23 protein-coding genes and 1 tRNA gene are annotated in these 26,608 nt (G+C 66.0%); 19 read left to right on the forward strand and 5 right to left on the reverse strand.

The window, feature by feature from the left end; genetic code table 11:
- Position 1: 1 nt before the first annotated feature.
- Entirely contained in the window at positions 2-376 is a 375-nt protein-coding gene (locus HF877_RS18275) for an SHOCT domain-containing protein (RefSeq protein ID WP_169622612.1), read from the reverse strand.
- A gap of 134 nt (positions 377-510) precedes the next feature.
- Positions 511-2,319, reverse strand: a complete 1,809-nt coding sequence (gene leuA, locus HF877_RS18280) for a 2-isopropylmalate synthase (protein ID WP_169622613.1) — start codon at positions 2,317-2,319, stop codon at positions 511-513.
- Between the two features lie 257 nt (positions 2,320-2,576).
- Between leuA and HF877_RS18285 the strand changes: the two genes are divergently transcribed.
- From HF877_RS18285 to HF877_RS18365, 17 genes are all read left to right on the forward strand, one after another.
- Entirely contained in the window at positions 2,577-3,281 is a 705-nt protein-coding gene (locus tag HF877_RS18285) for a YciI family protein (RefSeq protein WP_169622614.1), read from the forward strand.
- Between the two features lie 12 nt (positions 3,282-3,293).
- Positions 3,294-4,526: a sigma-70 family RNA polymerase sigma factor gene (locus tag HF877_RS18290; RefSeq protein WP_169622615.1), complete on the forward strand. Its 1,233-nt coding sequence runs from the start codon at positions 3,294-3,296 to the stop codon at positions 4,524-4,526.
- Between the two features lie 121 nt (positions 4,527-4,647).
- Positions 4,648-5,913 (forward strand): aspartate kinase, encoded by a 1,266-nt coding sequence (locus HF877_RS18295; protein WP_169622616.1) that lies wholly within the window; start codon positions 4,648-4,650, stop codon positions 5,911-5,913.
- Between the two features lie 2 nt (positions 5,914-5,915).
- A complete protein-coding gene (locus HF877_RS18300) occupies positions 5,916-6,947 on the forward strand; it encodes an aspartate-semialdehyde dehydrogenase (protein WP_169622617.1) in 1,032 nt (343 codons plus the stop codon).
- Positions 6,948-7,052: 105 nt separating this feature from the next.
- Positions 7,053-7,490, forward strand: coding sequence for a GNAT family N-acetyltransferase (locus HF877_RS18305; protein WP_169622618.1), 438 nt, complete (start codon positions 7,053-7,055; stop codon positions 7,488-7,490).
- 65 nt (positions 7,491-7,555) lie between these two features.
- Entirely contained in the window at positions 7,556-8,134 is a 579-nt protein-coding gene (locus HF877_RS18310; RefSeq protein ID WP_169622619.1) for a TetR/AcrR family transcriptional regulator, read from the forward strand.
- Positions 8,131-9,636 carry an NAD(P)/FAD-dependent oxidoreductase gene (locus HF877_RS18315; protein WP_169622620.1) on the forward strand — a complete coding sequence of 502 codons (1,506 nt, stop codon included), beginning with the start codon at positions 8,131-8,133 and terminating at the stop codon, positions 9,634-9,636. Before HF877_RS18310 ends, HF877_RS18315 begins: the two co-directional genes overlap by 4 nt.
- Positions 9,633-11,348, forward strand: coding sequence for a GMC family oxidoreductase (locus HF877_RS18320; RefSeq protein ID WP_169622621.1), 1,716 nt, complete (start codon positions 9,633-9,635; stop codon positions 11,346-11,348). The genes HF877_RS18315 and HF877_RS18320 overlap by 4 nt, the downstream gene beginning before the upstream one ends.
- Positions 11,341-11,958: a hypothetical protein gene (locus tag HF877_RS18325; RefSeq protein ID WP_169622645.1), complete on the forward strand. Its 618-nt coding sequence runs from the start codon at positions 11,341-11,343 to the stop codon at positions 11,956-11,958. Before HF877_RS18320 ends, HF877_RS18325 begins: the two co-directional genes overlap by 8 nt.
- A 62-nt stretch (positions 11,959-12,020) precedes the next feature.
- The gene (locus HF877_RS18330; RefSeq protein WP_206037334.1) at positions 12,021-12,440 is read left to right on the forward strand and encodes a Fur family transcriptional regulator; all 420 of its coding nucleotides are present in this window, start codon (positions 12,021-12,023) and stop codon (positions 12,438-12,440) included.
- A gap of 116 nt (positions 12,441-12,556) precedes the next feature.
- Positions 12,557-14,014 carry a catalase gene (locus tag HF877_RS18335; RefSeq protein WP_169622623.1) on the forward strand — a complete coding sequence of 486 codons (1,458 nt, stop codon included), beginning with the start codon at positions 12,557-12,559 and terminating at the stop codon, positions 14,012-14,014.
- 142 nt (positions 14,015-14,156) lie between these two features.
- On the forward strand, positions 14,157-14,966 hold the full coding sequence (locus HF877_RS18340) for a metal-dependent hydrolase (protein ID WP_169622624.1): 810 nt from the start codon (positions 14,157-14,159) through the stop codon (positions 14,964-14,966).
- A gap of 224 nt (positions 14,967-15,190) precedes the next feature.
- A complete protein-coding gene (locus HF877_RS18345) occupies positions 15,191-16,864 on the forward strand; it encodes a cholesterol oxidase substrate-binding domain-containing protein (protein WP_169622646.1) in 1,674 nt (557 codons plus the stop codon).
- A 311-nt stretch (positions 16,865-17,175) separates the two neighbouring features.
- A complete protein-coding gene (gene atzF / locus HF877_RS18350; protein WP_169622625.1) occupies positions 17,176-18,894 on the forward strand; it encodes an allophanate hydrolase in 1,719 nt (572 codons plus the stop codon).
- A gap of 172 nt (positions 18,895-19,066) precedes the next feature.
- Positions 19,067-20,050 (forward strand): ABC transporter substrate-binding protein, encoded by a 984-nt coding sequence (locus HF877_RS18355; RefSeq protein ID WP_169622626.1) that lies wholly within the window; start codon positions 19,067-19,069, stop codon positions 20,048-20,050.
- Positions 20,050-20,946 carry an ABC transporter permease gene (locus HF877_RS18360; protein ID WP_240952659.1) on the forward strand — a complete coding sequence of 299 codons (897 nt, stop codon included), beginning with the start codon at positions 20,050-20,052 and terminating at the stop codon, positions 20,944-20,946. Before HF877_RS18355 ends, HF877_RS18360 begins: the two co-directional genes overlap by 1 nt.
- A gap of 35 nt (positions 20,947-20,981) precedes the next feature.
- Positions 20,982-21,800 carry an ABC transporter ATP-binding protein gene (locus HF877_RS18365; RefSeq protein ID WP_169622627.1) on the forward strand — a complete coding sequence of 273 codons (819 nt, stop codon included), beginning with the start codon at positions 20,982-20,984 and terminating at the stop codon, positions 21,798-21,800.
- 94 nt (positions 21,801-21,894) lie between these two features.
- On the opposite strand, the gene HF877_RS18370 is transcribed toward HF877_RS18365, so the two are convergent.
- Together HF877_RS18370 and HF877_RS18375 are read right to left on the reverse strand one after the other, a co-directional pair.
- A tRNA-Pro gene (locus HF877_RS18370) sits at positions 21,895-21,968 on the reverse strand.
- Between the two features lie 54 nt (positions 21,969-22,022).
- Positions 22,023-22,976, reverse strand: coding sequence for a metallophosphoesterase (locus HF877_RS18375; RefSeq protein WP_346765230.1), 954 nt, complete (start codon positions 22,974-22,976; stop codon positions 22,023-22,025).
- A gap of 67 nt (positions 22,977-23,043) precedes the next feature.
- Between HF877_RS18375 and HF877_RS18380 the strand changes: the two genes are divergently transcribed.
- Positions 23,044-23,520, forward strand: a complete 477-nt coding sequence (locus tag HF877_RS18380; protein WP_169622629.1) for a GatB/YqeY domain-containing protein — start codon at positions 23,044-23,046, stop codon at positions 23,518-23,520.
- Between the two features lie 72 nt (positions 23,521-23,592).
- Here the strand turns inward: HF877_RS18380 and HF877_RS18385 are convergent, their stop codons facing one another.
- Entirely contained in the window at positions 23,593-26,019 is a 2,427-nt protein-coding gene (locus tag HF877_RS18385) for a transglycosylase domain-containing protein (protein ID WP_169622648.1), read from the reverse strand.
- Positions 26,020-26,299: 280 nt separating this feature from the next.
- Here HF877_RS18385 and HF877_RS18390 point away from each other — a divergent pair.
- Positions 26,300-26,608 (forward strand): WhiB family transcriptional regulator (locus HF877_RS18390; RefSeq protein ID WP_169622630.1); only part of this gene is annotated, 309 nt, incomplete at its 3' end.

Raw genomic sequence — 26,608 nt, forward strand, 5'->3', positions numbered from 1 at the left:
CTCAGGCGAGGGCTTTCGACTTCAGCACCCGGTACTCGTCCTCGTCGATCGTGCCGGCGTCCAGCAGCGCCTTCGCGTCGGCGATCTGCTCGGCCGGAGACTTACCCGCGACCTCACGGATGTAGTTGTCCTGCGCGGACTTGATCTGCGCTGCTTCTCGCGCCGACCGCTCGGCCATACCGCGACCGTGGACCACCAGGTACACCAGGCCGGTGAGCAGCGGGAAGATGAAGAGGAACACGATCCAGATCGCCTTCACCCATCCGGACTGGTCTCGGTTGGCGAACAGATCACTGATGATCAGCCACAGCATGATCAGATACGCGATGAACGCGAAGCACACGATGATGTACCACATGATGTCCCAGAACTCCACGGCGATCCCCTTACTCGTAGGACGAGCTCAGTGGTCCGGGGATGCGTACCGAACCGACGACGCGGCGGTACCCCGGAAACTTCCCGCAGAGTACCGCCGCGCAGGTCGGGACAGAGGCCGAATCGGCCGAGCGATCAGCTCGCGCGGTTGACCGCCGAGACGACCGCCCGCAGCGACGCGACGGTGATGGACGAGGCGATTCCCACGCCCCACACCAGCGTCGTGGTGCCGTCGGGACGGGTCACGTCGGCCTCGACGTAGGCCGCGGCATTCGCGTCGTCGCCGGCGGACATGGCGTGCTCGGAGTATCCGCGTACGGCGACGCGGTAGCCCAGCGACTCGAGGCCGTCGACGAAGGCGGCCAGCGGGCCGTTGCCCGTACCGGTGATCTCCTTCTCGACACCGTTCACCTTGAGGACCGCGGTGACGGTGTCTTCGCCGTCGTCCGTCTCCGCGGCCGTGACCTTCTGGCGGATCCGCTCGAGCGGGGTGACGGGAGCCAGGTACTCCTCGTGGAAGATGTCCCACATCTCCTTGGGGCTGACTTCGCCGCCTTCCCCGTCGGTGACGGCCTGCACGGACTGCGAGAACTCGATCTGCAGACGACGCGGCAGATTCAGGCCGTGGTCGTGCTTCATGATGTAGGCGATGCCGCCCTTGCCGGACTGCGAGTTGACGCGGATCACGGCCTCGTAGCTGCGGCCGACGTCCTTCGGGTCGATCGGCAGGTACGGCACGGCCCACGTGATGTCGTCGACATCGGAACCGGCCGCATCGGCGTCGGCCTTCATGACGTCCATGCCCTTGTTGATCGCGTCCTGGTGGCTACCGGAGAACGCCGTGTAGACCAGGTCGCCGCCGTACGGGTGCCGTTCGGGGACGGGCAGCTGGTTGCAGTACTCGACGGTGCGGCGGATCTCGTCGATGTTCGAGAAGTCGATCTGCGGGTCGACCCCGCGGCTGAACATGTTCAGGCCCAGCGTCACCAGGCATACGTTGCCGGTGCGCTCGCCGTTCCCGAACAGGCAACCCTCGATACGGTCGGCGCCGGCCTGGTAACCCAGCTCGGCGGCCGCGACACCGGTCCCGCGGTCGTTGTGGGGGTGCAGCGACAGGATGATCGAGTCGCGCTGGGCCAGATTGCGGTGCATCCACTCGATCGAGTCCGCGTACACGTTCGGGGTGGCCATCTCGACGGTCGCCGGCAGGTTGATGATCACCGGGTGCTCGGGGGTGGCGCCCAGGGTCGCCACGACCGCGTCGCACACTTCCTTGGCGTACGACAGTTCGGTGCCGGTGTAGGACTCGGGGGAGTACTCCCACCGCCAGTTGGTGTCGGGGTAATCCTTCGCGGTCTCGATCACCAGTTCCGCGGCGTCGGTCGCGATCTTCTTGACGGCGTCCTTGTCGGCGCGGAACACGACCCGGCGCTGCAGGATCGACGTGGAGTTGTAGAAGTGCACGATCACGTTCTGTGCACCGACACATGCTTCGAAGGTGCGCCGGATCAGCTCGGGACGGGACTGCGTCAGTACCTGGATGGTGACGTCGTCGGGAATTGCGTTGTCCTCGATGATTTCCCGGACGAAGTCGAAGTCGGTCTGGCTCGCGGACGGGAAGCCGACCTCGATCTCCTTGTAGCCCATCCGCACCAGCAGATCGAACATCCGGCGCTTGCGGGCCGGGCTCATCGGATCGATGAGCGCCTGGTTGCCGTCACGCAGGTCGACGGCGCACCAGCCGGGTGCGCGGTCGATGATCTTGTCGGGCCAGGTGCGGTCGGGCAGCGAGACCGGCTCGACTTCCTCGGCGAACGGCCGGTACCGGTACGTCGGCATCGACGAGTTCTTCTGGGTGTTCCACGCTGGCTGATCGGCGGGCGCGGGCTTGCTCGGCGGGGTGATGGTGCGCGAACCGGAGGTGAAAGCGTCGGCGGGTGACATGACGTATCTCCAAAGAGGTGGGACCGGTGGGTCCAGATCAGGATATCGACCGGCGCGTAGAAACCCCGCGACGGGAAGCCGGTCTGGTCAGATCCCGCCGCGGCGGCCGAGGAGAAGCGCGCGCTGCATGCCAAGCAGTGTAAACGCCACGACACCTCGTTGCACCGCCGGCCCCCGCTTTGTCCGAAAGGGCTCCGATTGTTCGTCGTCTTTGCAAAGGGGCTTCCCGCCCCTTTCCGAGACGAGAGGATAGCGAGATGAAGTACTTGGCGTTGCTGGCGGAACCGGAAAGCGGGCCCGCCTCCATCCCGGGCACCCCGGAGTTCGAGGAATCGGTGGCGCATCATGCGGTCTTCGACGCGTACGCCGGTCCGGCGATCGTCGGCGGCGGTGCGCTGCATCCGGTGGCCGAAGCGGCGACCGTCAGGAACACCGGCGGCACCCCGCTGGTGACGGACGGTCCGTTCGCCGAGTCGAACGAGGTCGTCGGCGGGTTCTACATCTTCGAGGCGGACGATGTCGATGCCGCTCTCGACCTCGTACGCCGGATTCCCGACATGGACAACGGCTACATCGAGTTGTGGCCGATGGTGGAGTGGTTCTCCACGCCGCACAGCGCCGGATGCTGGCTTGCACTGCTGCGCGAACCCGCCGGCAGCGCGGACGATCCGGGTACCCCGGCGTGGGACGAGGGTGCGGCCGCGCCCGCCCGATTCACGGAAGCGGCCGGCTCGGCGGTGCGCGCGGGAGGAGCACTCCGCCCCCCGGCCTCGGCGACCACGGTTCGCACGAAGGGCGGCGAGGTGATGCTGACGGACGGGCCGTTCTCCGAATCCACCGAGATCGCCAACGGCCTGTACGTGTTGTCCGCGCCCGATCGCGCCACCGCAGTGGGACTCGCGCTGCAGATACCGGTGGGCCCCCGGGGATGCGTCGAACTACGCCGCATGGTCGACGAATAGCGGAGTGGCCGCATGGACGTCGCCCGGGTGTTTCGCGCGGAGCACGGCCGCGCGGTAGCAGCGGTGACGCGATTCGCCGGCGATCTCACCCTTGCGGAGGATGCCGTTCAGGACGCCTTCGTCGACGCATTGCGGACCTGGCCGGAGCGGGGCGAACCCGCGAATCCCGGCGCGTGGATCACCACCGTTGCGCGTCGGCGTGCCCTGGACAGGATCCGCCGGGAGGCGGCCCGCGACGGAAAGGAGGTCGCGGCCGTGCGGTTCGGCGACGTACCGGGGGCGCTCGACGACGAGGTGCCGTGGGTGCGTGACGACGAACTGCGGTTGCTGTTCACATGCTGTCACCCGGCGCTCGCGCCCGACGCCCAAGTCGCTCTCACGCTCCGTCTGGTGTGCGGGCTGACGGCCGCCGAAATCGCACGGGCGTTCTTGCAGACGGAGTCGACCGTGACGCGGCGTCTCAGCCGCGCGAAGGCGAAGATACGCGATGCGGGAATTCCGTTCCGGTCACCTCCGGAACACCTTCTGCCCGAACGTGTTCCGCAAGTCACGACCTGCATCTACCTGGTCTTCACCGAGGGTTATTCCGCGACATCCGGTGACGCACCGGTCCGAGAGGACCTGTGCGCGGAGGCGATTCGGCTCGGGCGGTTGCTGTGTGACCTGATGCCCGACCAGCGGGAGGCGTGGGCACTCCTCGCGCTGATGCTCCTGCACGACAGCCGGCGTCACGAGCGAGTCGGCGCCGACGGAGCGGTGCGACCGCTCGAGGAGCAGGATCGCGGGCGCTGGGACGGGAACCGTATCCGGGACGGCCTCGACGCGCTCGATCGCGCGGGTGGCTCCGCGGGGCCGTACCTGCCCCAGGCGGTGATCGCCGCCGTCCACGCCTGCGCTCCGACCTGGCACGCGACCGACTGGGTCACCATCGTCGGTGCGTACGACCGCCTGCTGGAGTTGTCGGGATCTCCCGTCGTGGCGGTCAACCGCGCGGTTGCCCTCGGGTTCCGGGACGGGTGGGAGGCGGGGCTCGCAGCACTCGAGGCGCTGCCCGAAGACCCACGATTGCGCAGGTTGATCGAGCCTGCCCGCGCAGATCTGCTGCGGCGCGCCGGGCGCCGGGCCGACGCCGCCGACGCGTATCGCGCCGCACTGAAGACCACGGGCAACGAGGCAACGGCCCGGTTTCTGCGGCGAAGGCTCGAGGAAGTAGACCGGTCGAACATTCGGGCGGCCGGTTCGTGACGCCGACGGCGACCGCCCGTTGTTGCGCACGACACTTTCCCGATGGGCCCGACCGACCCCCACACAGCCATCGGTAAGCTTGGCCCCTGGACTTGTTCCCAAGACCCGGAGGTTCGACAGCGTGGCACTCGTCGTCCAGAAGTACGGAGGATCCTCGGTCGCGACGGCCGAGCGGATCCGGCGCGTCGCTGAAAGGATCGTCGAGACCAAAAAGGCGGGCAACGACGTCGTGGTCGTGGTGTCCGCAATGGGTGACACCACGGACGAACTGCTCGACCTCGCTCATCAGGTGTGCCCGGTGCCCCCGGCGCGAGAGATGGACATGCTCCTCACGTCGGGTGAGCGAATCTCGAACTCCCTGGTCGCGATGGCTATCCATTCTCTCGGTGCCGAAGCCCGCTCGTTCACCGGCTCGCAGGCCGGCGTGATCACCACGGGCAGCCACGGCAACGCGAAGATCATCGACGTCACCCCCGGTCGTGTCCGCACGGCCCTGGACGAGGGCAGCATCGTGCTGGTCGCCGGGTTCCAGGGTGTGAGCCAGGACAGCAAGGACATCACGACCCTCGGTCGTGGTGGCTCCGACACGACCGCCGTCGCTCTCGCCGCCGCACTGGAGGCGGACGTGTGCGAGATCTACACCGACGTCGACGGTGTGTTCACCGCGGACCCGCGCATCGTCAAGGACGCACAGCGGCTCGAGAAGGTGTCCTTCGAGGAGATGCTCGAGCTCGCCGCGAGTGGCGCCAAAGTCCTGATGCTGCGGTGCGTCGAATACGCCCGCCGCTACAACGTGCCTGTGCACGTTCGTTCGTCGTACACCACCAAGCCCGGCACCATCGTGTCCGGATCGATGGAGGACATCCCTGTGGAAGAGGCACTGATCACCGGCGTTGCGCACGATCGCGGCGAAGCGAAGATCACCGTGGTCGGTCTGCCGGACACCCCCGGCTACGCCGCCAAGGTGTTCCGTGCGGTCGCCGACGCCGACATCAACATCGACATGGTGCTGCAGAACATCTCGAAGGTCGAGACCGGCAAGACCGACATCACCTTCACCCTGCCCACCTCCGACGCTCCGCGCGCGGTCGAACTGCTCACCAAGCGGCAGGAAGAGATCGGCTTCACACAGGTCCTCTTCGACGACCACATCGGCAAGGTCTCCCTCGTCGGCGCCGGCATGAGGAGCCATCCCGGCGTCACCGCCAAGTTCTGTGAGGCGCTCGCCGACGCCGGCATCAACATCGATCTCATCTCGACCTCCGAGATCCGCATCTCGGTCCTCGTCGACGACACCGAACTCGACGAAGCGGTGCGTGCCCTGCATGCAGCGTTCGATCTCGGTGGCACCGAGGAAGCGGTCGTGCACGCAGGGACGGGGCGATAGATATGACCACCATTGCTGTTGTGGGTGCCACCGGACAGGTCGGCATCGTCATGCGCACGCTCCTCGAGGAGCGGAACTTCCCGGCCGACAAGGTTCGTTTCTTCGCCTCGGCTCGCTCGGCCGGCAAGAAGCTTCCCTTCCGGGGTGAGGAAATCGTCGTCGAGGACGCTGCCGCGACGTCCGACGAGGACCTTGCGGGCATCGACATCGCCCTGTTCTCCGCCGGTGCGACGTTGTCCCGTGCGCAGGCTCCGCGCTTCGCTGCCGCAGGCGCGACCGTTGTCGACAACTCGTCGGCATGGCGCAAGGACCCCGACGTTCCCCTCGTCGTGAGCGAGGTCAACCCCGAGCAGGCGAAGAACCCGCCGAAGGGCATCATCGCGAACCCCAACTGCACCACGATGGCCGCGATGCCGGTCCTCAAGGCGCTGCACGACGAGGCGGGCCTTCAGCGTCTGATCGTCTCGAGCTACCAGGCGGTCTCCGGTAGCGGTATCGCCGGTGTCGAGGAACTGCTGGGCCAGGCCCGCGCGGTCATCGACGACGCGGAGAAGCTGGTGCACGACGGCGGCGCGGTCGATTTCCCGGCACCCGACAAGTACGTCGCACCGATTGCGTTCAATGTGCTGCCGCTCGCCGGTTCGCTCGTCGACGACGGTTCCGGCGAGACCGACGAAGACCAGAAGCTGCGCAACGAGTCGCGCAAGATTCTGGGTCTTCCGGATCTGCTCGTGTCCGGAACGTGCGTGCGCGTGCCGGTCGTGACGGGCCATTCGCTGTCGATCAATGCGGAGTTCGAGCGGCCCCTGTCGGTCGAGCGTGCGCAGGAGATCCTCGCCGCGGCTCCGGGTGTCCGGCTCGTCGACGTGCCGACCCCGCTCGCGGCAGCCGGTGACGACGTCTCGCTGGTGGGCCGCATCCGTCAGGACCCGGGTGCGCCCGATGGCCGTGGCCTCGCGCTGTTCGTCTCGGGCGACAATCTGCGCAAGGGCGCTGCGCTCAACACGATTCAGATCGCGGAGTTGCTCGTCTGAGCTCCGTCATCTCGGTACTCGAGCGAGTGGATCATCCCCAGGGGTGGTCCACTCGCTGCTTTTCGTCCGAGGGTTCGCTGTGAGCTCCCACCTAGGATGGCCGGTGTGACGTCCATTCGTTCCGCGACCCTCGACCGCATCGCACCGGCGACCCTCTACCGCATCGTGCGGTTGCGCACGGAAGTGTTCGTGTACGAGCAGGGGATCGTGTCCGAGCCCGAACTCGACGGCCTCGACCTCGAGCCCGGCACGACGCACTACTGGGTCGAGGAGGGCGACGATGTGGTGGCGACCCTCCGGGTCCTCGACTCCGACGGACCGGTCATCCACATCGGGCGGGTCGCGACCGCGAAGCATGCCCGGGGCAGGGGTCTCGCTGCCCGCTTGATCGAGTCGGTGATCGACGACCATCCGCAACCCGTCGAGATCCTGGCACAGGCATATCTCGAGGACTGGTACGGCCGCTTGGGTTTCGAGCGCACCGGCCCGAATTGCGTCGAGGCGGGTATCGACCACCTGCCCATGAGACGGCCCGGTCGCTGAAGCGTCCCTAAAGGGGTTTACATACAGTCTGGACTGTTTGTTGGTTTACCGTTACGATCCGTAGCGTGATCCACGACACTGTGCCCGGCGCCACACGAACTCAGGCGCAACGAACAGCGGCCACTCGCGCGAAACTGCTCGACGCAGCCGTGGAATCCCTGGTCGAGCAGGGATACGCGGGCATCAGTACGCAGGGCATCGCCACCCGTGCCGGTGTCTCCCGTGGCGCACAGTTACACCACTTTCCCACCAAGGAATCTCTGGTCGTGGCGGCGATCGAGCATCTGGTGGAAAAGCGGTTGCAAGAGATCCTCGAATCCGACCCCGACCCGGAGTACGGATTCGAGGCATTGTTCGACGCGTTCTCCGGACCGTTGTTCGACGCGGCACTCGAACTGTGGGTCGCGGCCCGGACCGATCCGTCGCTCCACGCAGCGATGATTCCGCTGGAACGCAAGGTGTCCGACGCGCTGCGCACCGGTTGCCTCGAAATCATGGGCGACCGGGTGAGTCCCGACATCATCGACCTCGCCATAGAACTGGCGCGAGGTTTCGCCGTCTCCGCCCTGATGCGTACCCCTGAATCCGATCGAGAGTTCCGGGAGCGTCTCCTCCCGGTCTGGAAGGCCCTGGTGTCGAAATGAGTCTCGCGATGCTCCCCGACCACGTGCACACCCTTGTCGTGGGCGCCGGCTTCGGCGGAATCGGAACGGCCGCTACCTTGCTGCGCCAGGATCCGACCGCAGATGTTCTCGTCCTCGAAAGGGGAGACGACGTAGGCGGTACGTGGCGGGCCAACACCTACCCGGGTGCGGCATGCGACGTCCCGAGCGCGCTGTACTCGTTCTCCTTCGCGCCCGAACCCGATTGGTCGCGTGCCCACGGCACCCAGGAAGAGATCTACGCCTACCTCCGGCGCGTGGCCCGTGACGAGGGTGTCACCCAGCGCACAATGTTCGGATGTGAGCTGCGGGAGGCGCAGTGGGACGCCGCCCGCGCAGTGTGGTCGGTGTCGACGTCCCGCGGCGACCTCACCGCAGACGTGCTCGTCGCCGCAACCGGTGCCCTCTCGACGCCCACCTACCCGAAGGTTCCCGGACTCGAGTTGTTCCGGGGCAAGACCTTCCACTCCGCCGAATGGGACCACGACCACGATCTCACCGGTGAACGCGTCGCGGTGATCGGCACCGGGGCATCGGCCATCCAGTTCGTTCCCGCGATCGTCGACCGCGTCGCCCACCTCACCCTGTTCCAGCGCACCGCGTCGTGGGTCATGCCCAAGCACGATCCCGCCATCGCCCGCTCGGTCCGGTCGTTGTACCGCCGCTTCCCCTTCACCCAGAAGCTCATGCGCGGCGCTGTATACGGGCAGAAAGAAATCTATGTCGTGGGCATGACGAAGCCGTTCGCCCGCAAATACCTCCTGCCGTTGTTCGAGCGCCGCGCCCGGCAGGTGCTCCGCAAGCAGGTGCAGGACCCGACGCTGCGCGAGCGGCTCACGCCCGATTTCGCGATCACCTGCAAGCGGATCCTGCTGTCCAACGAGTGGTTCCCCACCATCACGCGGTCCGATGTGAGCGTGGTGTCGTCCGGGCTCACCGCGGTGACGGAGAACGGCGTCGTCGACAAGGACGGCAACGAGTACCCGGTGGACACCATCATCTTCGGTACCGGCTTCACGCCGACCGAACCTCCCGTCGCCCACCACATCCGCGGAACCGACGGTCGCACACTCGCCGAGACGTGGGACGGCAGCCCCGCGGCCCACCTGGGAATCTCGGTACACGGGTTCCCCAACCTGTTCCTCGTCTACGGACCCAACACCAACCTCGGACACAGCTCGATCGTGTACATGCTCGAATCGCAGGCTGCATATATCGCCGACGCGTTGCGCACCATGCGATCCCGCGGGATCGCCGCCCTCGAAGTGACCGGGGACGCGCAGCGCCGCTACACCGACGAACTCGATCCGATCCTCGAGGGGACGGTCTGGAACGCCGGAGGTTGCAGTAGCTGGTACATCGACGAGAAGGGCCGCAACTCCGTGATGTGGCCGACGTTCACCTGGCATTACCGTGCGCGCACGAAGCAGTTCGATCTCGAGAACTACACGCAGCGGACCGCCGCGGCAGGAGCAACAGCATGACCCACTTCGACGTTCTCGTGATCGGCTCCGGTTTCGGGGGCAGTGTCGCCGCGTTACGGCTGACCGAAAAAGGCTACAAGGTAGGCGTTCTCGAAGCGGGCCGTCGCTTCTCGGACGAGGATCTGCCGAAGACCAGCTGGCGGCTGCGCAAGTACCTGTGGGCACCGGCGCTGGGGTGTTACGGAGTGCAGCGCATGCACCTGCTTCCCGACGTCCTGGTGATGGCCGGGGCAGGCGTCGGCGGTGGCTCGCTCAACTATGCGAACACGCTGTACAAGCCGCCCACACCCTTCTTCCGGGACCCTCAGTGGGGGCACATCGACGACTGGGAGGCCGAGCTCTCCCCGTACTACGATCAGGCCGCCCGGATGCTGGGCGTGCGCCCGAACCCCACCACCTCTCCCGCCGACAAGGTGATGCGCGAGGTCGCCGAGGAGATGGGCGCCGGCGAGACCTTCGTGACCACGCCGGTGGGCGTGTTCTTCGACGAGCCCGGCAAGACCGTGGCGGATCCCTACTTCGGAGGTGCCGGACCCGAGCGCACCGGCTGTACCGAATGCGGAAGCTGCATGACCGGATGCCGGGTCGGAGCAAAGAACACTCTGGTGAAGAACTACCTGTACCTCGCGGAACGTGCGGGCGCAGTGATCCACGCACTGTCCACGGTGACCCGGGTGGTTCCCCGCCCCGGTGGTGGCTACGAGGTCCACACCCGGAGCACCGACGGCATTCGTAAGCGCCGCACCGTGTTCACCGCCGACCACGTGGTCGTCGCCGCCGGCACCTACGGAACCGCACGCCTGCTGCTCGCGAGCCGCGAGACCGGGGATCTGCCCAACCTGTCGAGCACCCTCGGAACGGTCGTGCGTACCAACTCCGAGGCGGTACTCGCGGCGACCGCCCGGAATCGCGACGTGGACTACACCGGCGGTGTGGCGATCACCTCGTCGTTCCATCCCGACGATCACACCCATATCGAACCGGTGCGGTACGGCAAGGGAAGCAATCTCATCGGGATGATCCAGGCGATGCTCGTCGACGGTGGCGGCCGGGTGCCCCGCCTGGTGAAATTCTTCGGTGTCGCGGCCCGGAATCCGGGTGCGTTCCTGCGGAACCTGTCCGTGCGGAACTGGTCGGAACGTACCGTGATCGCGCTGGTGATGCAGACGGACGACAACTCCCTCGAACTGAAGACCAGGCGCACCCCGCTCGGTCGCGGGCTGACCAGCAAGCCGGGACCGGGGGAGCGGCCTCCGGAGTGGATTCCGGTCGGGCACGAGGCGATCCGCCGCATCGCGCAAAAGATCGGAGGCGACCCGGGCGGTTCGATCGTCGACCTGGTCAACATCCCGATGACGGCGCACTTCCTCGGCGGCTGTGCGATCGGTGATTCTCCCGAACGCGGCGTCGTCGACCCGTACCTGCGTGTCTACGGGCACGACGGTCTGCACGTCGTCGACGGGTCTGTCGTCAGTGCCAACCTCGGGGTCAACCCGTCGCTGACGATCACCGCGCAGGCCGAGCGGGCGATGGCGTTGTGGCCGAACAAGGGCGCGAACGACACCCGGCCTCCACTCGGCGCACCCTACGAACCGGTGACGGCGGTTCCTCCCGTGAAGCCCACGGTCCCTGCCGGTGCTCCTGCTGCGCTCCGACTCCCGATCCATCCGATTCGACGAAAGGACGCAGACCGTGCTGTGGAAAGTGCCTGAGAGCGCAGACGAGCGCACCGAATGGCCGACGTCGCCGCCCCCGCCGTGGCCGGCAGCGGTGCGGGCGACGTTGTGGTGGCACCGCAGTACGCCTGTCGCCGCGGAATACGGGCCCGAGGGCCCGACTCTCCCGATCACTCTCGCGATGATGGTCGACTACCTGGATTCCCCGGTGGGGCCCTATCGCGAGATCCTGGCCAGCCCGGTGTTACGACGGGGACTGATCCCGGCGATGGCGGTGCCGTTCATCGCGGTCGATTCCGAACCGTCGGTGCACGGCGGCCGGGCGCACTGGCGGTTGCCGAAGGTGCTGGCGACGTTCTCGGGCGATGTGCTCGGCGACTTCTCCGCAGCCGGGGGCGGATGGAAGGTCGCGACCTCGGCTCGCCCGCGCGGCCCGGAACTGCCGATCATCGGTGGCCTCACCTTCGCACAGCCCGGTGACGACGGTTCGATCTCTCGCGCGACCGCACGACTGCGGGGCAAGTTCCGGTACGCACGTGTCGGGGTGGAGGCGGAAGGGCCGACGCTGAGCCGCTGGCTGCGTCCGGGAACCCACCACGGCATCGTCATCACCTCCGGACAGATGAGCACCGGACCTGCGAAGTAGACCCGTATGCCCATTTTCTTGACTAATTCCAGAAAAGGGGCATACTGGGTCCCATGCAACGAATGGACGGGCACCACTTCGACCCCACGGAACAACTGCGTTCCGCGGGCCTGCGGGTGACGGCCCCGCGAGTTGCCGTGCTGGGAACGGTTGCCGAGCATCCTCATTCGGATGCCGACCACATCGCTGCCCGAGTGCGGGAGACTCTCGGATCCGTGTCCACCCAGGCTGTATACGACGTTCTGAAGGCGTGTGTGGGTGCCGGACTGCTCCGGCGAATCGAACCGGCCGGATCGGCGGCGCGGTACGAGACGCGCATCGGCGACAACCACCACCACCTCGTCTGCAGGAACTGCGGTTCGGTGGTCGACATCGACTGCGTCGTCGGCGCGGCGCCGTGCCTGACCCCATCCGACGACCACGGTTTCGTCGTCGACGAAGCAGAGGTCACCTTCTGGGGGCTGTGCGCGAACTGCCGCTAGCCGGCCCCTGAATCCCCGCTCATCTTTCATCGCTTCACCAGCACGGACTCGCTTCTCGCGGCCCGTGCCGATCACGCACACCCGAAATCCGGGCATGCAATTCGGAGGACACTGATATGTCGAACACCCGGTTCACCACCAACGACGTCGGTATTCCCGTCGCCAGCGACAACGAATCGCTCACTGCGGGAACCCAAGGGCCGATTCTGCTGCACGATCACTACCTGATCGAAAAGCTCGCACACTTCAACCGTGAGCGCGTGCCGGAGCGTGTCGTGCACGCCAAGGGCGGCGGAGCATTCGGCGAACTGGTGGTTACGGAAGACGTTTCCGCGTACACCAAGGCAGCACTCTTCCAGCCGGGTGCGAAAACCGACTCGCTCGTGCGCTTTTCCACGGTTGCGGGCGAGCAGGGCAGTCCCGACACCTGGCGTGACCCCCGCGGTTTCGCCGTGAAGTTCTACACCGAAGACGGCAACTACGACATCGTCGGTAACAACACCCCGGTCTTCTTCATCAAGGATCCGATCAAGTTCCCGGACTTCATCCACTCCCAGAAGCGGTTGCGGGGCTCGGGTCTCCGCGACCACACGATGCAGTGGGACTTCTGGACCCTGCGCCCGGAGTCGGCACATCAGGTGACCTGGCTCATGGGCGACCGCGGCATCCCGCGTTCGTGGCGGAACATGGACGGTTTCGGTTCGCACACGTACCAGTGGATCAACGCCGCCGGTGAGCGGTTCTGGGTGAAGTACCACTTCAAGACCGATCAGGGCATCGAGTTCCTGACCCAGGCGGAAGCCGACACCCTTGCCGGCACCGATCCGGACTTCCACCGGGCCGACCTGTACAACGCGATCGAGCGGGGTGACTTCCCCAGCTGGACGCTGCACGTGCAGATCATGCCGGTCGCCGAGGCGGAGACCTACCGTTTCAACCCGTTCGATGTCACCAAGGTCTGGTCGCAGAAGGACTACCCGCTCGTCAAGGTCGGCACCTGGACCTTGAACCGCAACCCGCGCAATTTCTTTGCCGAAATCGAGCAGGCGGCGTTCGCGCCCTCGAACGTCGTTCCCGGAATCGGGTTGTCGCCCGACAAGATGCTGCTCGGCCGCGTGTTCTCCTATGCCGATGCGCATCGCTACCGGATCGGCGCCAACCACGCCCAGCTTCCGGTGAATGCACCGAAGAACACCGTCGACTCCTACTCGCAGGACGGCACCATGACGTACCGGTTCAACGACCCGGACACGCCGGTGTACGCGCCGAACAGTTTCGGTGGGCCGCACGCCGATCCCGAGCGTGCCGGCGACGACGGGCTGTGGACGTTCGGTACCGAAGCGGTGCGCGCCGGATACATCGAACACCCGGAAGACGGTGACTTCGTTCAGGCCGGCATCCTCGTCCGCGAGGTTCTGGACGACGCGGCGCGCGACCGGCTGGCGAACAACATCATCGGCCACGTGCTGGGCGGGACCTCGGAGGCACTCTACGAGCGCATCTTCGAATACTGGCGCAACGTCGACGCGGAACTCGGCAAGAAGGTCGAGGAAGGCGTGCGCGCGGGAGCGTAAGCGCTCCTCGTCTGCCTTTCGGCGCATTCGAACATCCGTGTGACGGGTGGGTCGGGTGTGATTGCTAGGTTGATAGTCCGGCCCCGGTGGCTCGTCCACCGGGGCCGGACTCGATTCCGTGCGTCGAAAGGTGTTGTGCGAGATGGTGATGGGCCCAACCCATGCAGTGTCAGGGGCGCTCGTCGGCCTCATCGTCGCCGATGTGCTTCCCCGCGAATGGGGCGGGCCGACCTCGACGGCCGAGGCCTTCGCGTTCGCGGCCGTCTGTTCCGGCGCAGCACTGTTACCCGACCTCGACACGGCGCAATCGACCGTGTCGCGTTCGTTCGGCCCGATCAGTCAGGTCGCGGCGCGAGGGATCGACAAGGTGTCGCTGGGGTACTACTCGATCACCAAGGGCCGGCGCGACGGAAAGCGTCGTGGGGGGCACCGCACGATGACCCACACCGCGCTGTTCGCTGCTCTGCTCGGTACGGGGGTGTCCCTGCTCGTCTCGCGATTCGACCGGGCAGCAGTCATCGCGGTCCTCTTCGTGACCCTGGGCCTGGCATTGCGGGGGTTGTTCGGTAACTGGGCGAAGAAGAACGGGTGGTTCACCGTCACGGCTGTCGCGGCGGTGCTGTCGATCCTCACGTGGCGATGGTTCCCGGGGGAGGTGGGGTCGACCGGGCTCGGTGTCGCGGTGGCGCTGGGATGCGTGACGCACTGTATCGGCGACGCCATCACGAAGGAGGGGATTCCCTTCCTTGCACCGTTCGTCCCGTGGAGAGGTTCCCGATGGTGGGAGATCAAACTCCCGAAGATGATCGCGATCAGGGCCGGAGGGCCGTTCGAAATGGGGATCCTCGGTCCCGCACTGACCCTCGCGACCGTGGCTTTTGCCGTGTGGTCCATCGACGGTGCTCCCGAGTACATCATGGAGACCCTCGAGGCTTCCGGTCTCGCGTTCTAGCCTCGCGTCCTGACGAGGTAGCGCCGCCTCACAACCGGGCGGTCCGAACTCGGGGAACTGTCGGGCTGCCGGGCTATGGCCTAAAAAGAGAACTTGTTCTATTTTTAGGCCATAGCCCGGCTCGTCCCGACAGAACGGAGCTCGCCACCGTGAGCATTCGCGCCTCTGGCCCCATCCTCAGTCGCCGTGGTCTTCTCGGTGCCGCGGCCGGCGCCGCGCTCGTGATGGGGACAGGGTGGAGCCGCGCGGGTGCTGTGCCGCTCGGCGATCCGGCCGCGACCATCGCGGCGCCCCCGAACTTCCCCGCGGACATTCCGCTCGCGCAGCAGCGATTCGTCAACTGGGCGAAGACGATCGAATTCGACGCAGTGTGGACCGCGACTGCCCGTGACGCCCAGGACATCGTGCGGCTGGCCGACTGGGCGCGGATCCACGGCTTCCGGATTCGGCCGCGCGGCTCCATGCACAGCTGGAGCCCCCTCACCCTCGAAGCCGGGCAGAACGTCGAGAAGGTCGTCCTGGTGGACACCATGTCGCAACTGAATTCTGTATCGGTCGATCCCACCGGCTATCCGGCGACGGTCACCGCCGACGCCGGCGCGAGCATCGAAGCCATCCTGAGCGCCCTCCAACGAGAGGGGCTCGGCTGGGCGAATTCCCCGGCCATCGGGGACATCTCGATCGCCGGTGCCCTGTCGATCGGAGCACACGGCTCCACGTACCCCGCCGCCGGTGAGGCGGTCGTTGCCGGCCAGTCGTTCGGATCGCTGTCGAACCTCGTGCTCGCCCTCACCGCCGTTGTATGGAACGACGCCGCGGGGTCCTACGAACTGCGCGAGTTCCGTCGCTCCGACGCCGAAATCACGCCTCTGCTCGCGCACCTCGGCCGAACCTTCGTCACCTCGGTCACGTTGCAGGCCGGCGCGAACTACCGCGTGCGCTGCCAGAGTTCCACCGACGTGCCGTGGCGCGAACTGTTCGCCCCGCCCGGTGCGCCGGGCCGCACGTTCGAAAGCTACGTCGAACAACACGGACGCGTCGAAGCGATCTGGTTTCCGTTCACGGAGACGCCGTGGCTCAAGACCTGGTCGGTCAGTCCGGAGAAACCGGCAGAATCGCGTGAGGTCTTCGGCCCCTATCCTTACGTGTTCTCCGACTCCATCCCCGAACCGGTGACCGATGCGCTCGCTCAGGTGGCGAGCGGCAACCAGGCCATCACTCCCGCGTTCGGTGCCTCTCAGTTCGGCGCGGTCGCAGCGGGACTCGTGGCCACCGACACCAGCGATCTGTGGGGATGGTCGAAAGACCTGATGTTCTACCTTCGGGCCACCACGTTGCGGGTCGTCGCCGGTGGAGGCGTGGTGGTGACCCGGCGCGAGAACATCGCGCAAGTCATCCACGAATTCACGACGTGGCTGCACGAGCGGATGACGTACTACGCGTCGCTCGGGCAGTATCCGGTCAACATGCCGTTCGAGGTCCGGTTGTGCCGCATCGACGACCAATCCGAGGTCCTCACCGATTCGGCAGGCGCTCCCAATCTTTCACCGGTACGTCCCCGGCCCGACCGTCCGGACTGGGACACCGCGATCTGGATGAACGTCGTGTCGATTCCGGGCACCGCGGGACTGTCCGCCTTCTTCCGCGAGATGGAACAGTGGATGGCCGACCGCTACTCGGGCGACTACGCGACGTTCCGATCCGAATGGTCGAAGGGATGGGCCTTCGACAACGAGGGCGGGTACCGCGACGCCGGTTTCCTCGGCGGCACCATCCCCGCGATGTATCGCGAGGGCTTGTCGTCCGACGAGGGCTGGGACGCCGCCCTGGCAGCGTTCGATCGCCACGACCCCCATCGCGTGTTCAGCAACGACTTCCTCGACCGTCTGCTGCCCTGACCTCAGCACCCCGTGTGCGAGAGGCGCGCACGTAGCCGGCGGTCTGGTCGCGTACGTCCATGCCCAGTACGAGAGGGATGTCCTCGGGGCTGGAAGCCATGATGAGCTCGCCGTCGAAGCTGTAAACAATCTCTAGGTATCAATTCCGAGTGCGCCGATTCTTGCGAACGGCCCCCGCAGGACGCCCTTCCGCATCCGGTGACATCAAACGGTCACGCCGCGTAGCGCGTCTGTAACAACGCTCCATTTATGTATGCAGCGACGTATACATCTCTGGGTCGTCGCACGGCCCGCCCGAGAAAGCGGTCACTATGACAACGGTCTTCGAAGCGACCCCCAGCGAACGTGTCATGCATGCGTTCGCCCGCATCACCGAGTGCGACCGGCCGGAAATCTGGATTACGTTGCGCGCGGAGCACGACGTCCTCGCCGATGCTGCGGCGGTCGAGGCTCGCATCGCGGCGGGAGAGGCGCTGCCGCTGGCCGGCACGACCTTCGCGGTGAAGGACAACATCGATGTGGCGGGACTGCCGACCACCGCGGGGTGCCCGGAGTTCGCCTACGTCCCGGCGGAGTCGTCACCCGCGGTGGAGCGGCTGTTGCGGGCCGGCGCTGTCCTGCTCGGCAAAACCAACCTCGATCAGTTTGCGACCGGACTGGTGGGGACGCGCAGCCCGTATGGGCGGGTGCGTGCGGCGCATCACCCCGAGCGGGTCTCGGGCGGCTCCAGTTCCGGATCGGGCGCCGCGGTAGGCCTGGGGATGGTCGACTTCGCACTGGGCACCGATACGGCCGGATCGGGACGGGTGCCGGCGACGTTCAACGGCGTGGTGGGCATCAAGCCCACTCTCGGTTTGGTCCCGACCCGAGGCGTCGTCCCCGCCTGTGCCGACTTCGACTGCGTAACCGTGATGGCGCCGAGCCTGGATGTGGCCACCCTCGCGATGTCGGTGATGATCGGTCCGGATGCCGCCGACCCGCGGAGCCGGGTATGGCCGGCCGACGTTACGCTGTCCGCCCCGTCGGCACCTCGCGTCGGCGTACCGATCGACACGCAGCTGAAAATGCTGTCGCCCACGTACCGCAGTAGTTTCGCGGCCACCGTCCAACGTGCGGAGAGGTCCGGCGCCGAGGTGGTTCAGGTCGACATCGAGCCCCTGCTCGCGGCAGCCCGGCTGTTGTACGACGGTGCGCTCGTCGCCGAACGCTTCGACGCTGTGGGATCGTTCGTCGCTGCGAACCCGGAGGCCGCGCTCGATCCGACGGTCGCGGCCATCATTCTGAACGCGCGGGAAAAGTCAGCCCACGAATTCGCGAGCGACATAGGAACATTGGCGCATGCGAAGCGTTTCGCAGCCGAGCTGTTCGATGACATCGACGCGCTGCTACTGCCCACCACCACCGAGCACCCGCTGATCGAAGACGTGTTGGCCGAGCCGGTCGAGATCAACCGGCGTCTCGGTACTTTCACCAACTTCTGCAACCTGCTCGACATGGCTTCGGTCGCGGTGCCCGCCGAGGGTGCGCCCGGTGAATCGTTCGGTTTCATGACGATCACGCCGGCGTTCGGGGACCAGGTGGCACTCGACGTCGCAGCCTTGGTTGCAGGGGTCCGCAGTGCGCCGCTTGCGCCGGAGGTGGGCGTGCCGCTGGCTGTGTTCGGCGCGCACTTGAGGGGCGAGCCACTTCATTTTCAGCTCGAGGCGATGGGTGCCCGTTACGAACGTGACATCGAGACGACGGACGACTACATCATGGTCCGACTGGCTACGCTGCCGGCCAAGCCTGGCCTGGTGCACAGTCCCGGAGGGCAGGGCCGGTCGATTCCCGGTGAGTTGTACCGCATCTCACGAGCGGGACTCGGCAGTTTCTTGGCGGCACTACCCGAGCCGATGGCGCTCACCGCGATCACTCTCTCGGACGGCACGCCTGTCATCGGCTTCACCTGCACACCGGCGTCCGCTGCCGTGGGCGAGGACATCACCGAATTCGGCGGCTGGCGCGCGTTTCTCGGAAGAGTCCCCGTGTGACGTGACACTTACGGACGGCGACGACTCGTAACAACGCTGTCACGTAGCGGAACGCTCGGGGTAACCGAACCGGGCGACTGTATACACCACGGATACAGCCTTGTATTCCACTTGACCAGCGCCTCTTTGCAGCAGGTCACCCTGATTTCGTTGTTCTACCCCAGGAGTTCCCGTGCCCCTTCGTTTATTTCGGCAACTCGCCGTCGCTGCGGCTGGTCTCGCCATGCTGTTCACGGCCTCGTGCAGCAACATCGACGCCACGTTCGCGGCGCAACCAACCGGCGACGGTGGCAGCACGAACATCGTGAAGGTCGGCACGCTGAGAGGTCAGCCCCACCTGTTCCATCCCTTCCTGTACGACCGGTTCGCGCCCGCGGGAACTTCCGTCGAGGTCGTCGTGTTCGACACGTCACCGGACATCAAGAATGCATTGGTCAGCGGAGCAATCGATTTCGGTGTCGCCGGCGTCCCCGCCTTCCTTGCGGGTGCGGCTGCGGGACAGGATGTTCGATTGATTGCTTCCGCCGCGGATGGCGGCACGGGCATTGTCGCGGCAGCGGGTATCGAGACGGTCGAGGACCTCAGGGGGCAGAAGGTCGGATTCCCGCTCGGTTCCTCACAGGAGATTCTGCTCCGGCTCACCCTCGCGCAGAACGGATTGGATGCGAACCGCGACATCCAGTTGGTCAACCTCCCCTTCTCCGATATGGCGAACGCGTTGTCGACCGGCCAGATCGCGGCGTTCTCGTCTGCGGAACTCGGTCCGGCCACCGCGATCAAGGCAGGCGCGCACAGCCTGATTTCTCCCTATGAAACCCCGGTTGGCCGCGTGAACATCGGGCTCGCGACCACACAGCGCACCATCGACGAGAACCCCGATCTGGTGCGGACGCTGGTCGACGTACACGCCGAGACGGCAGCGTTCCTGGATGCCGAACGCGACGTGTGGCAGCAGGGCGTGGTCGGAGAGTTCGGACTCGACTCCGAGGTCGCCGAGACCGCGATCGCCAACATCTGGCCTCGTTCTGATCTTTCCAACGACTACCGGAGCCAGGTCGCGGCGCTCACCCGGCAGATGGTGGCATTGGGCCAGATCCCGGTCGAACCCGACCTGAAGGTATTCATCGACGACTCGTTCCAGAAGGCGGACCAGTGATGACCGACGTGATCAGCCGTAAGACACCCAATCAGCCCGTTCCGCCTGCAACTCCCCGAGTTCGCACTGCTGTCGTGTCCGCCCCGCTCGCTGCCCTCAAAAAGACAGCGGCTGTCTTCTACGGTCTGCCGGTCCTGGTTCTGCTCGGCGGCTTCTGGAGCCTCGGCGTGCGGTTCGGTTGGACGCTCCCGCTCGGCGTTCAAATGCAATTCCTGCCACCACCGGGCGAGGTTGCTCGCAGGATGTGGGACGTCACGTTCGGTGGCATTCACGATGATGCGTACAGCGGATCGCTCTGGCGACACCTCGCCGCCAGCACCCTGCGCGTGCTCAACGGCTTTCTCCTCGCGGCTGCCCTGGCGATCCCACTGGGCGTGCTGATGGGCCGTTTCGGGCCGGTGCGTCGAGCCCTCGAGACGACCGTGAACCTGGTCCGTCCCATCCCGGTCACAGCATGGGCACCCCTGGCGTTGCTGATCATCGGCTACGGCGACCGTTCGACGATCTTCCTGATCTTCATTGCCGCGTTCTTCCCGATCCTGCTCAACACGGTCATGGGCGTCGCCCAGGTTCCGCCGCGTCTCCTCGAGGCGGCCGCCATGTTGGGGACGCCGCAGCCGAAAACGCTCTACAAGATCATCATTCCCAGTGCGATGCAAAGCATCACGAGCGGGTTGCGCATCGCGCTCGGCTTGTCCTGGGTGGTGCTGGTCGTCGGCGAGACCGTAGGCATCTCCACCGGTCTGGGCGCGATGATCACCCAGGCGCGGGACATGAGCCGTACCGACCTGATCATCGCCGGCATGGTCTTCATCGGCTTGGCCGGATTCATCACCGACCGGCTGATGGGATGGATCCTGAAGGTTGCGACCGGTAGCCGACCCGGGTTGTCCTGACCCGCATCCACACTTGACGACGAAAGGGCAATCCCATGTCGAACGCAGTAACCACCCTCGCGCCGCAGGCCGGTCGAGCCGCGCAGGCCGCCGATATCGTTATCCGGGACCTCTCCAAGCAGTACGGCGACGGTCCGGGTGCCGTCCAGGCGCTCGCGGGCGTTGACCTCACGATCGAATCCGGTGAATTCGTGTGCCTCGTCGGCGCCAGCGGTTGCGGGAAGAGCACACTGCTCCGGATGCTCGCCGGTTTCGAGGCGCAGACCTCGGGAGACCTCGTGGTCGGTGGTAATCCGGTACGCGGCCCCGGCCCGGAGAGAGGCGTCGTCTTCCAGGATTACGGACTTTTCCCGTGGATGTCCGTGCGTGAAAACGTCGCATACGGTCCCCGCCAGCGCGGACTGGGTCGCAACATCGCGAACGAACAGGCCGACAAGTACATTCACGCCGTTCAGCTCGAGCGGTTCGCGGAGCAGTACCCGCATCAGCTCTCCGGAGGTATGCAGCAGCGCGTGGCGATTGCACGGGTGCTGGCCAACAATCCGGCAGTGATGCTGATGGATGAGCCCTTCGGCGCTCTCGACGCGCTGACGCGAACCACTCTTCAGCACGAGTTGGCGCGGATCCAGAAGGCGGAGGGCACAACTGTCATCTTCGTGACGCACAGTATCGAGGAGGCTGTGTACCTGTCGGATCGCGTGGTCGTCATGACGGGCGGTGCCTCGCACGGAGTGCCGGGCCACATCCGCGACATCGTCGACATCGACCTCGGAGATGAGCGGGACGTGACGTCGGTGGCGTTCAATGATCTCGAACGTCGAATCGCGGCGATGGTGCACGAGTCGATCCATTGACATTTCGAAAGTGGACTGTCGGGGCAGTCGACCCGTGAGAAGGCCAGAGGCCCTTTCCGCACTGCGGAAAGGGCCTCTGAACTGCTTATCACTGTCGGGGTGGCGGGATTCGAACCCACGACCTCTTCGTCCCGAACGAAGCGCGCTACCAAGCTGCGCCACACCCCGTGATGAACCTCGGCTAGCTTACATCACGACTCGGGCGAAGGTTAAATCTGCTGGTCAGCGGTGAGATTGCGCGCTTTCGGCCGCGCTGTCGAGATCCCGGTGCCGGGTCTCGCGCGGAGCCGGGACGAGCGTCAGCAGCGTGGCCTCCGGACGGCAGAAGAACCGTGCGGGGACGAACGGCGACGTGCCGAGTCCGGCGGACACGTGAAGCTGCATGTGCGAGCCCCACCGGGACGGGCCCTTCACCCGCGACCGGTCGATTCCGCAGTTGGTGACCAGCGCGCCGACGAACGGGAGGCACAGCTGACCGCCGTGGGTGTGACCGGCGAGCACCAGGTCGTAGTTGTCGGCCGCGAAGCGATCCAGCACGCGCGGCTCGGGGGAATGCGTCAAACCGAGCCGAAGGTCCGCGGACGGATCTGCCGGGCCGGCGATCGTCTCGTAGCGGTCACGCTCGAGGTGCGGGTCGTCGACTCCGGCGACGGCGATACGGACACCGCCCACCTCGATGTCGCGACGCACATGCGTCATGTCGTGCCAACCGCGTTCGGTGAACGCGGCCCGCAGATCGCCCCACGGCAGCGGCGCGCCGTAGACGCGGTCGTGGTTCTTGTCGAAGTACGCGAACGGGTTCTTCGGGACCGGCCCGAAGTAGTCGTTGCTCCCGAACACGAACAGGCCGGGACGTGCGAGGAGACCACCGAGCGCCTGAACCACGGCCGGCACCGACCGCGGGTGGGACAGGTTGTCCCCGGTGTCGACCACCAGGTCGGGCTCGAGCGAGTCGAGTTCGCGCAACCAGTTCTGCTTGAGACGCTGGTTGGGCATCATGTGCAGGTCGCTGATCTGGAGAACGCGGAGGGTCGATGCGCCCGGTGCAAGCACCGGGACCGTCACCTCTCGCAAAGTGAAGGCGTTGCGTTCGATCAGAGTCGCGTAGCCGAGGCCGAGGGCAGAAGCTCCGGCGGCGCCGACTGCGACGCGGCGAAGAGCAGAAACATCAGGCACTCGTCCAGGGTACCGCCGCGATCGGTCCGCGCGCCGTGTTCGTGGTCTCGGGCGTAGCGTTTCCTCCATGACCGACACCACTCCCTCGCTCAAATCCACACTGCGCGCGGACCTCACCGCGGCGATGAAGGACAAGGACAAGCTGCGCACGGCGACGATCCGCATGATGCTGTCCGCGATCCAGACCGAAGAGGTGGCGGGTAAGGAAGCTCGCGAACTCTCCGACGAGGACATCCTCAAAGTTCTGGCGCGCGAATCCAAAAAGCGCGGCGAAGCAGCCGAGGTGTACACGGAGAACGGCCGCGGTGAACTCGCCGCCAAAGAGCATGCCGAGGGCCGGATCATCGACGAATACCTCCCGACGCCGTTGACCGACGCGGAACTCGTCGACGTCGTCGACACCGCGATCGGGCAGGTCGCCGAGGAGATCGGTGAGCGTCCCGGGCCCAAGAACATGGGGCAGGTCATGAAGGCTGCGACGGCGATCGCCGCGGGGAAGGCAGACGGCAAGCGGCTCTCGGCGGCGGTCCGTTCGCGGCTGTAGTTTTCGCCCACTCCACCGAAGAGAATCAGGGCGCGACCTCGTGGAGGTCGCGCCCTGATCTATCGGGACCGGTCAGTTGTCGGGTCTGCTCGGAGTGGTGGTCGCCGACGAATCTTCGTCCGGCGGCGGCGACGATTCGGATTGCTCCGGTTCCCGGCCCGGAATAGGCGCCGGAGTGGAACGGCTGGTGGTGTCGGGCACCTCCCGGCCGTCGGGCCGGGCGGGGGTGGCACTGGCCGACGGCACGGCGCGCACCGAGCCGTCACTGACGAAGATCGTCACCGTGCTGCCCGGGACGGCCGAACCCGAGGGGGAACTGCTCGTCACGGTGCCGGCGCGCTGCTCGGCTTTCACCGTCGCCTCCGTCACCGAGAATCCGGCGTCCTGAAGCTGCTGCGTGGCGCGCTCACGAGGGAGCCCCGCCACGTCGGGCACCTGGGCGTTGCCGGCACCGCGCACGTAACGCGGGTCTACCGGCGGAAGTTCGATCGAGCCGAATCGTGTCGCCACCGGCAGCATCGCGGAGAACCAGGTTCGCGCCGGCTCGGTGCCGCCGAAGAGGTTGCCGTCGTAGCAGGGCCGGACGGGACCGGAGCAGATCTGGCCGGGCGTGGGGGAGTCACCGTAGGTGTAGACGACGCCCGCGTACCGGTTGGTGAAGCCGAGGAATGCGGACGACATGTGGGACTCGGTGGTACCTGTCTTGGCCGAGACGGGCAGGTTCCATCCCACGGATCCGGCGGCACCCGCTGCCGTGCCACCGCCCGAGGTGTCCTTGCTCAGTGCGTTGGCGAGGGTATCCGCCAGGCCGGGCTCGACGACCTGCTCGCAGGCCTCCTGGGTGATCGGAACAGGCTTGCCCTCGCGGTCGAACACGCCCTCGATAGGCGACGGGGGGCACCACTTGCCGTGCGACGCGAGAGTTGCCGCGACATTCGACAGTTCGAGTGGATTGACCCAGGTCGGCCCGAGTGTGTACGACCCGAGGTGCTGATCCTTCTGCATGTCCGACATCGACTGGTCGCCGAATCCGGACGTGCGGGGCTGCAGGTACGAGCGCAGGCCCAGTCGCACGGAGATGTCGACGACGGACTCGACACCGGTGGCCTCGATCAGCTTCACGAACGCGGTGTTCGGTGACTGGGCGAGCGCATCGCTCACCGACAGGCTCGCCGGGTAGGGGGCGGCGTTCTCGACGCAGTAGTAGTTCGGCGGGCAACCGCGGGCACCACCGTCGCCGAGTCCGCGAGCGTTGTACCGGTTGGGGACGTCGAGTACTGCCGACGTGCCGAGGCCCCGCTCCATCGCCGCGGCGACGGTGAAGACCTTGAAAATCGACCCGGCACCGTGACCGGTGAGCGAGTACGGCTGCGGCTGGACGGTTTCCTTGTTGTCGCCGTTGAGGCCGTACGTGCGGCTCGAGCCCATCGCGAGGACCTTGTGCGTGTCCTGGCCGGGTTCGATCACATTCATCACGGAGGCGACGTCATCGACGGTGGGGCTGGTGAACTTGTCGAGCGACGATTTCACCGACGACTGGACCTCGGGGTCGAGCGTGGTGCGGATGACGTATCCGCCCTTGTCGATCTGCTCGCGCGAGATCCCGGCGTTTTCGAGGTACTGCAGCGCGTATTCACAGAAGAAGCCACGATCACCTGCGGAGATGCAACCGCGAGGCAGCGTGTTGGGTTCGGGGAGGACACCGAGGGGGAGTTGCTTGGCTTCGCGGATCTCCGCGGCACGCTCGGGGATGTTCTCGATCATGGTGTCGAGAACGATGTTGCGACGCTCGAGGACGCCCTCGGAGTTGGTGTAGGGGTTCAGCGCGGAACTGGACTGCACCATGCCGGCGAGCATCGCGGACTGCGGGATGTTCAGGTCCTTGGCGTCGATGCCGAAGTACGTCTGCGCAGCGTCCTGGATTCCGAAGGAACCGTTTCCGAACGGCACCAGGTTGAGATACCGGGTGAGGATCTCGTCCTTGGTGAGCTTCTCGTCGAGCGTGAGCGCCATCCGGATCTCGCGGATCTTGCGAGCCGGAGTGGTTTCGATGGCGGCACGGCGCTCGGCGTCGGTCTTGGCGACGACGTGCAGCATGTAGTTCTTCACGTACTGCTGGTCGATCGTCGATGCACCCTGTTCGACCTGACCGCTCGTGGTGTTGGTGAGGAACGCGCGCATCGTGCCCTGCCAGTCGACACCCCGGTGCTCCGGGAAGCGCTTGTCCTCGATCGAGACGATCGCAAGTTTCATCTCGTTGGAGATCTGGTCGCTGGGCACCTCGAACCTGCGCTGCTCGTACAGCCAGGCGATGGGGTTGCCCGCGTTGTCCACCATCGTCGTCACCGCGGGGACGACACCCTCCACGAGTTCGGCAGAACTGTTGTCCACGGTGTCGGCGGCGCGGTTGGAGACGTACCCGAATCCCCCTGCGGCCGGGAACAGCATCCCTGCCACGAGAACGCCGCCGAGGGCGGTACAACCAACAAGCTTCGCCACCGTGCTTCGGATCGACACGAAGTACACAGTACGGGCAGCCATGCTCCGCGGTCGTATTGAGGGCGGCGGCATGCCGCGCGACGTGCAGCTATGCACGTACGTACCAGAAAAGGTTTTCCTCGCCTTGCGCCCGGGCATCAGGTTACCTAGATTGAGACATCAGTGTGATGCAGGTAACACCTTGACAGGGAGATTGCGTTATAGGGGAAGCGCTACGGCGCGACTCCTACGCAATATCGGACACCGCGTAGCGGTGTTCGGAGAGTAGAGGGGCAACTGAATGCACATGACCACCCCGACGGCCCGGCTCGACGTCGACCAAGCGGAAGCACGCATTGCCTGGGTTTCCCGGGCACGGTGCCGCGAAGTCGATCCCGATGAACTGTTCGTGCGAGGCGCTGCACAGCGCAAAGCCGCGGTCATCTGCCGACATTGCCCTGTGATGCTCCAGTGCGGCGTTGACGCACTCGACAATCGAGTGGAGTTCGGTGTCTGGGGAGGCATGACCGAGCGCCAGCGCCGAGCACTTCTCAAGCAGCACCCCGAGGTCGAATCCTGGGCAGATTTCTTCGCAGCGCAGCGTCACCAC

The organism is Rhodococcus sp. BL-253-APC-6A1W, from assembly GCF_012843405.1.
Taxonomy (GTDB): Bacteria; Actinomycetota; Actinomycetes; order Mycobacteriales; family Mycobacteriaceae; genus Rhodococcus.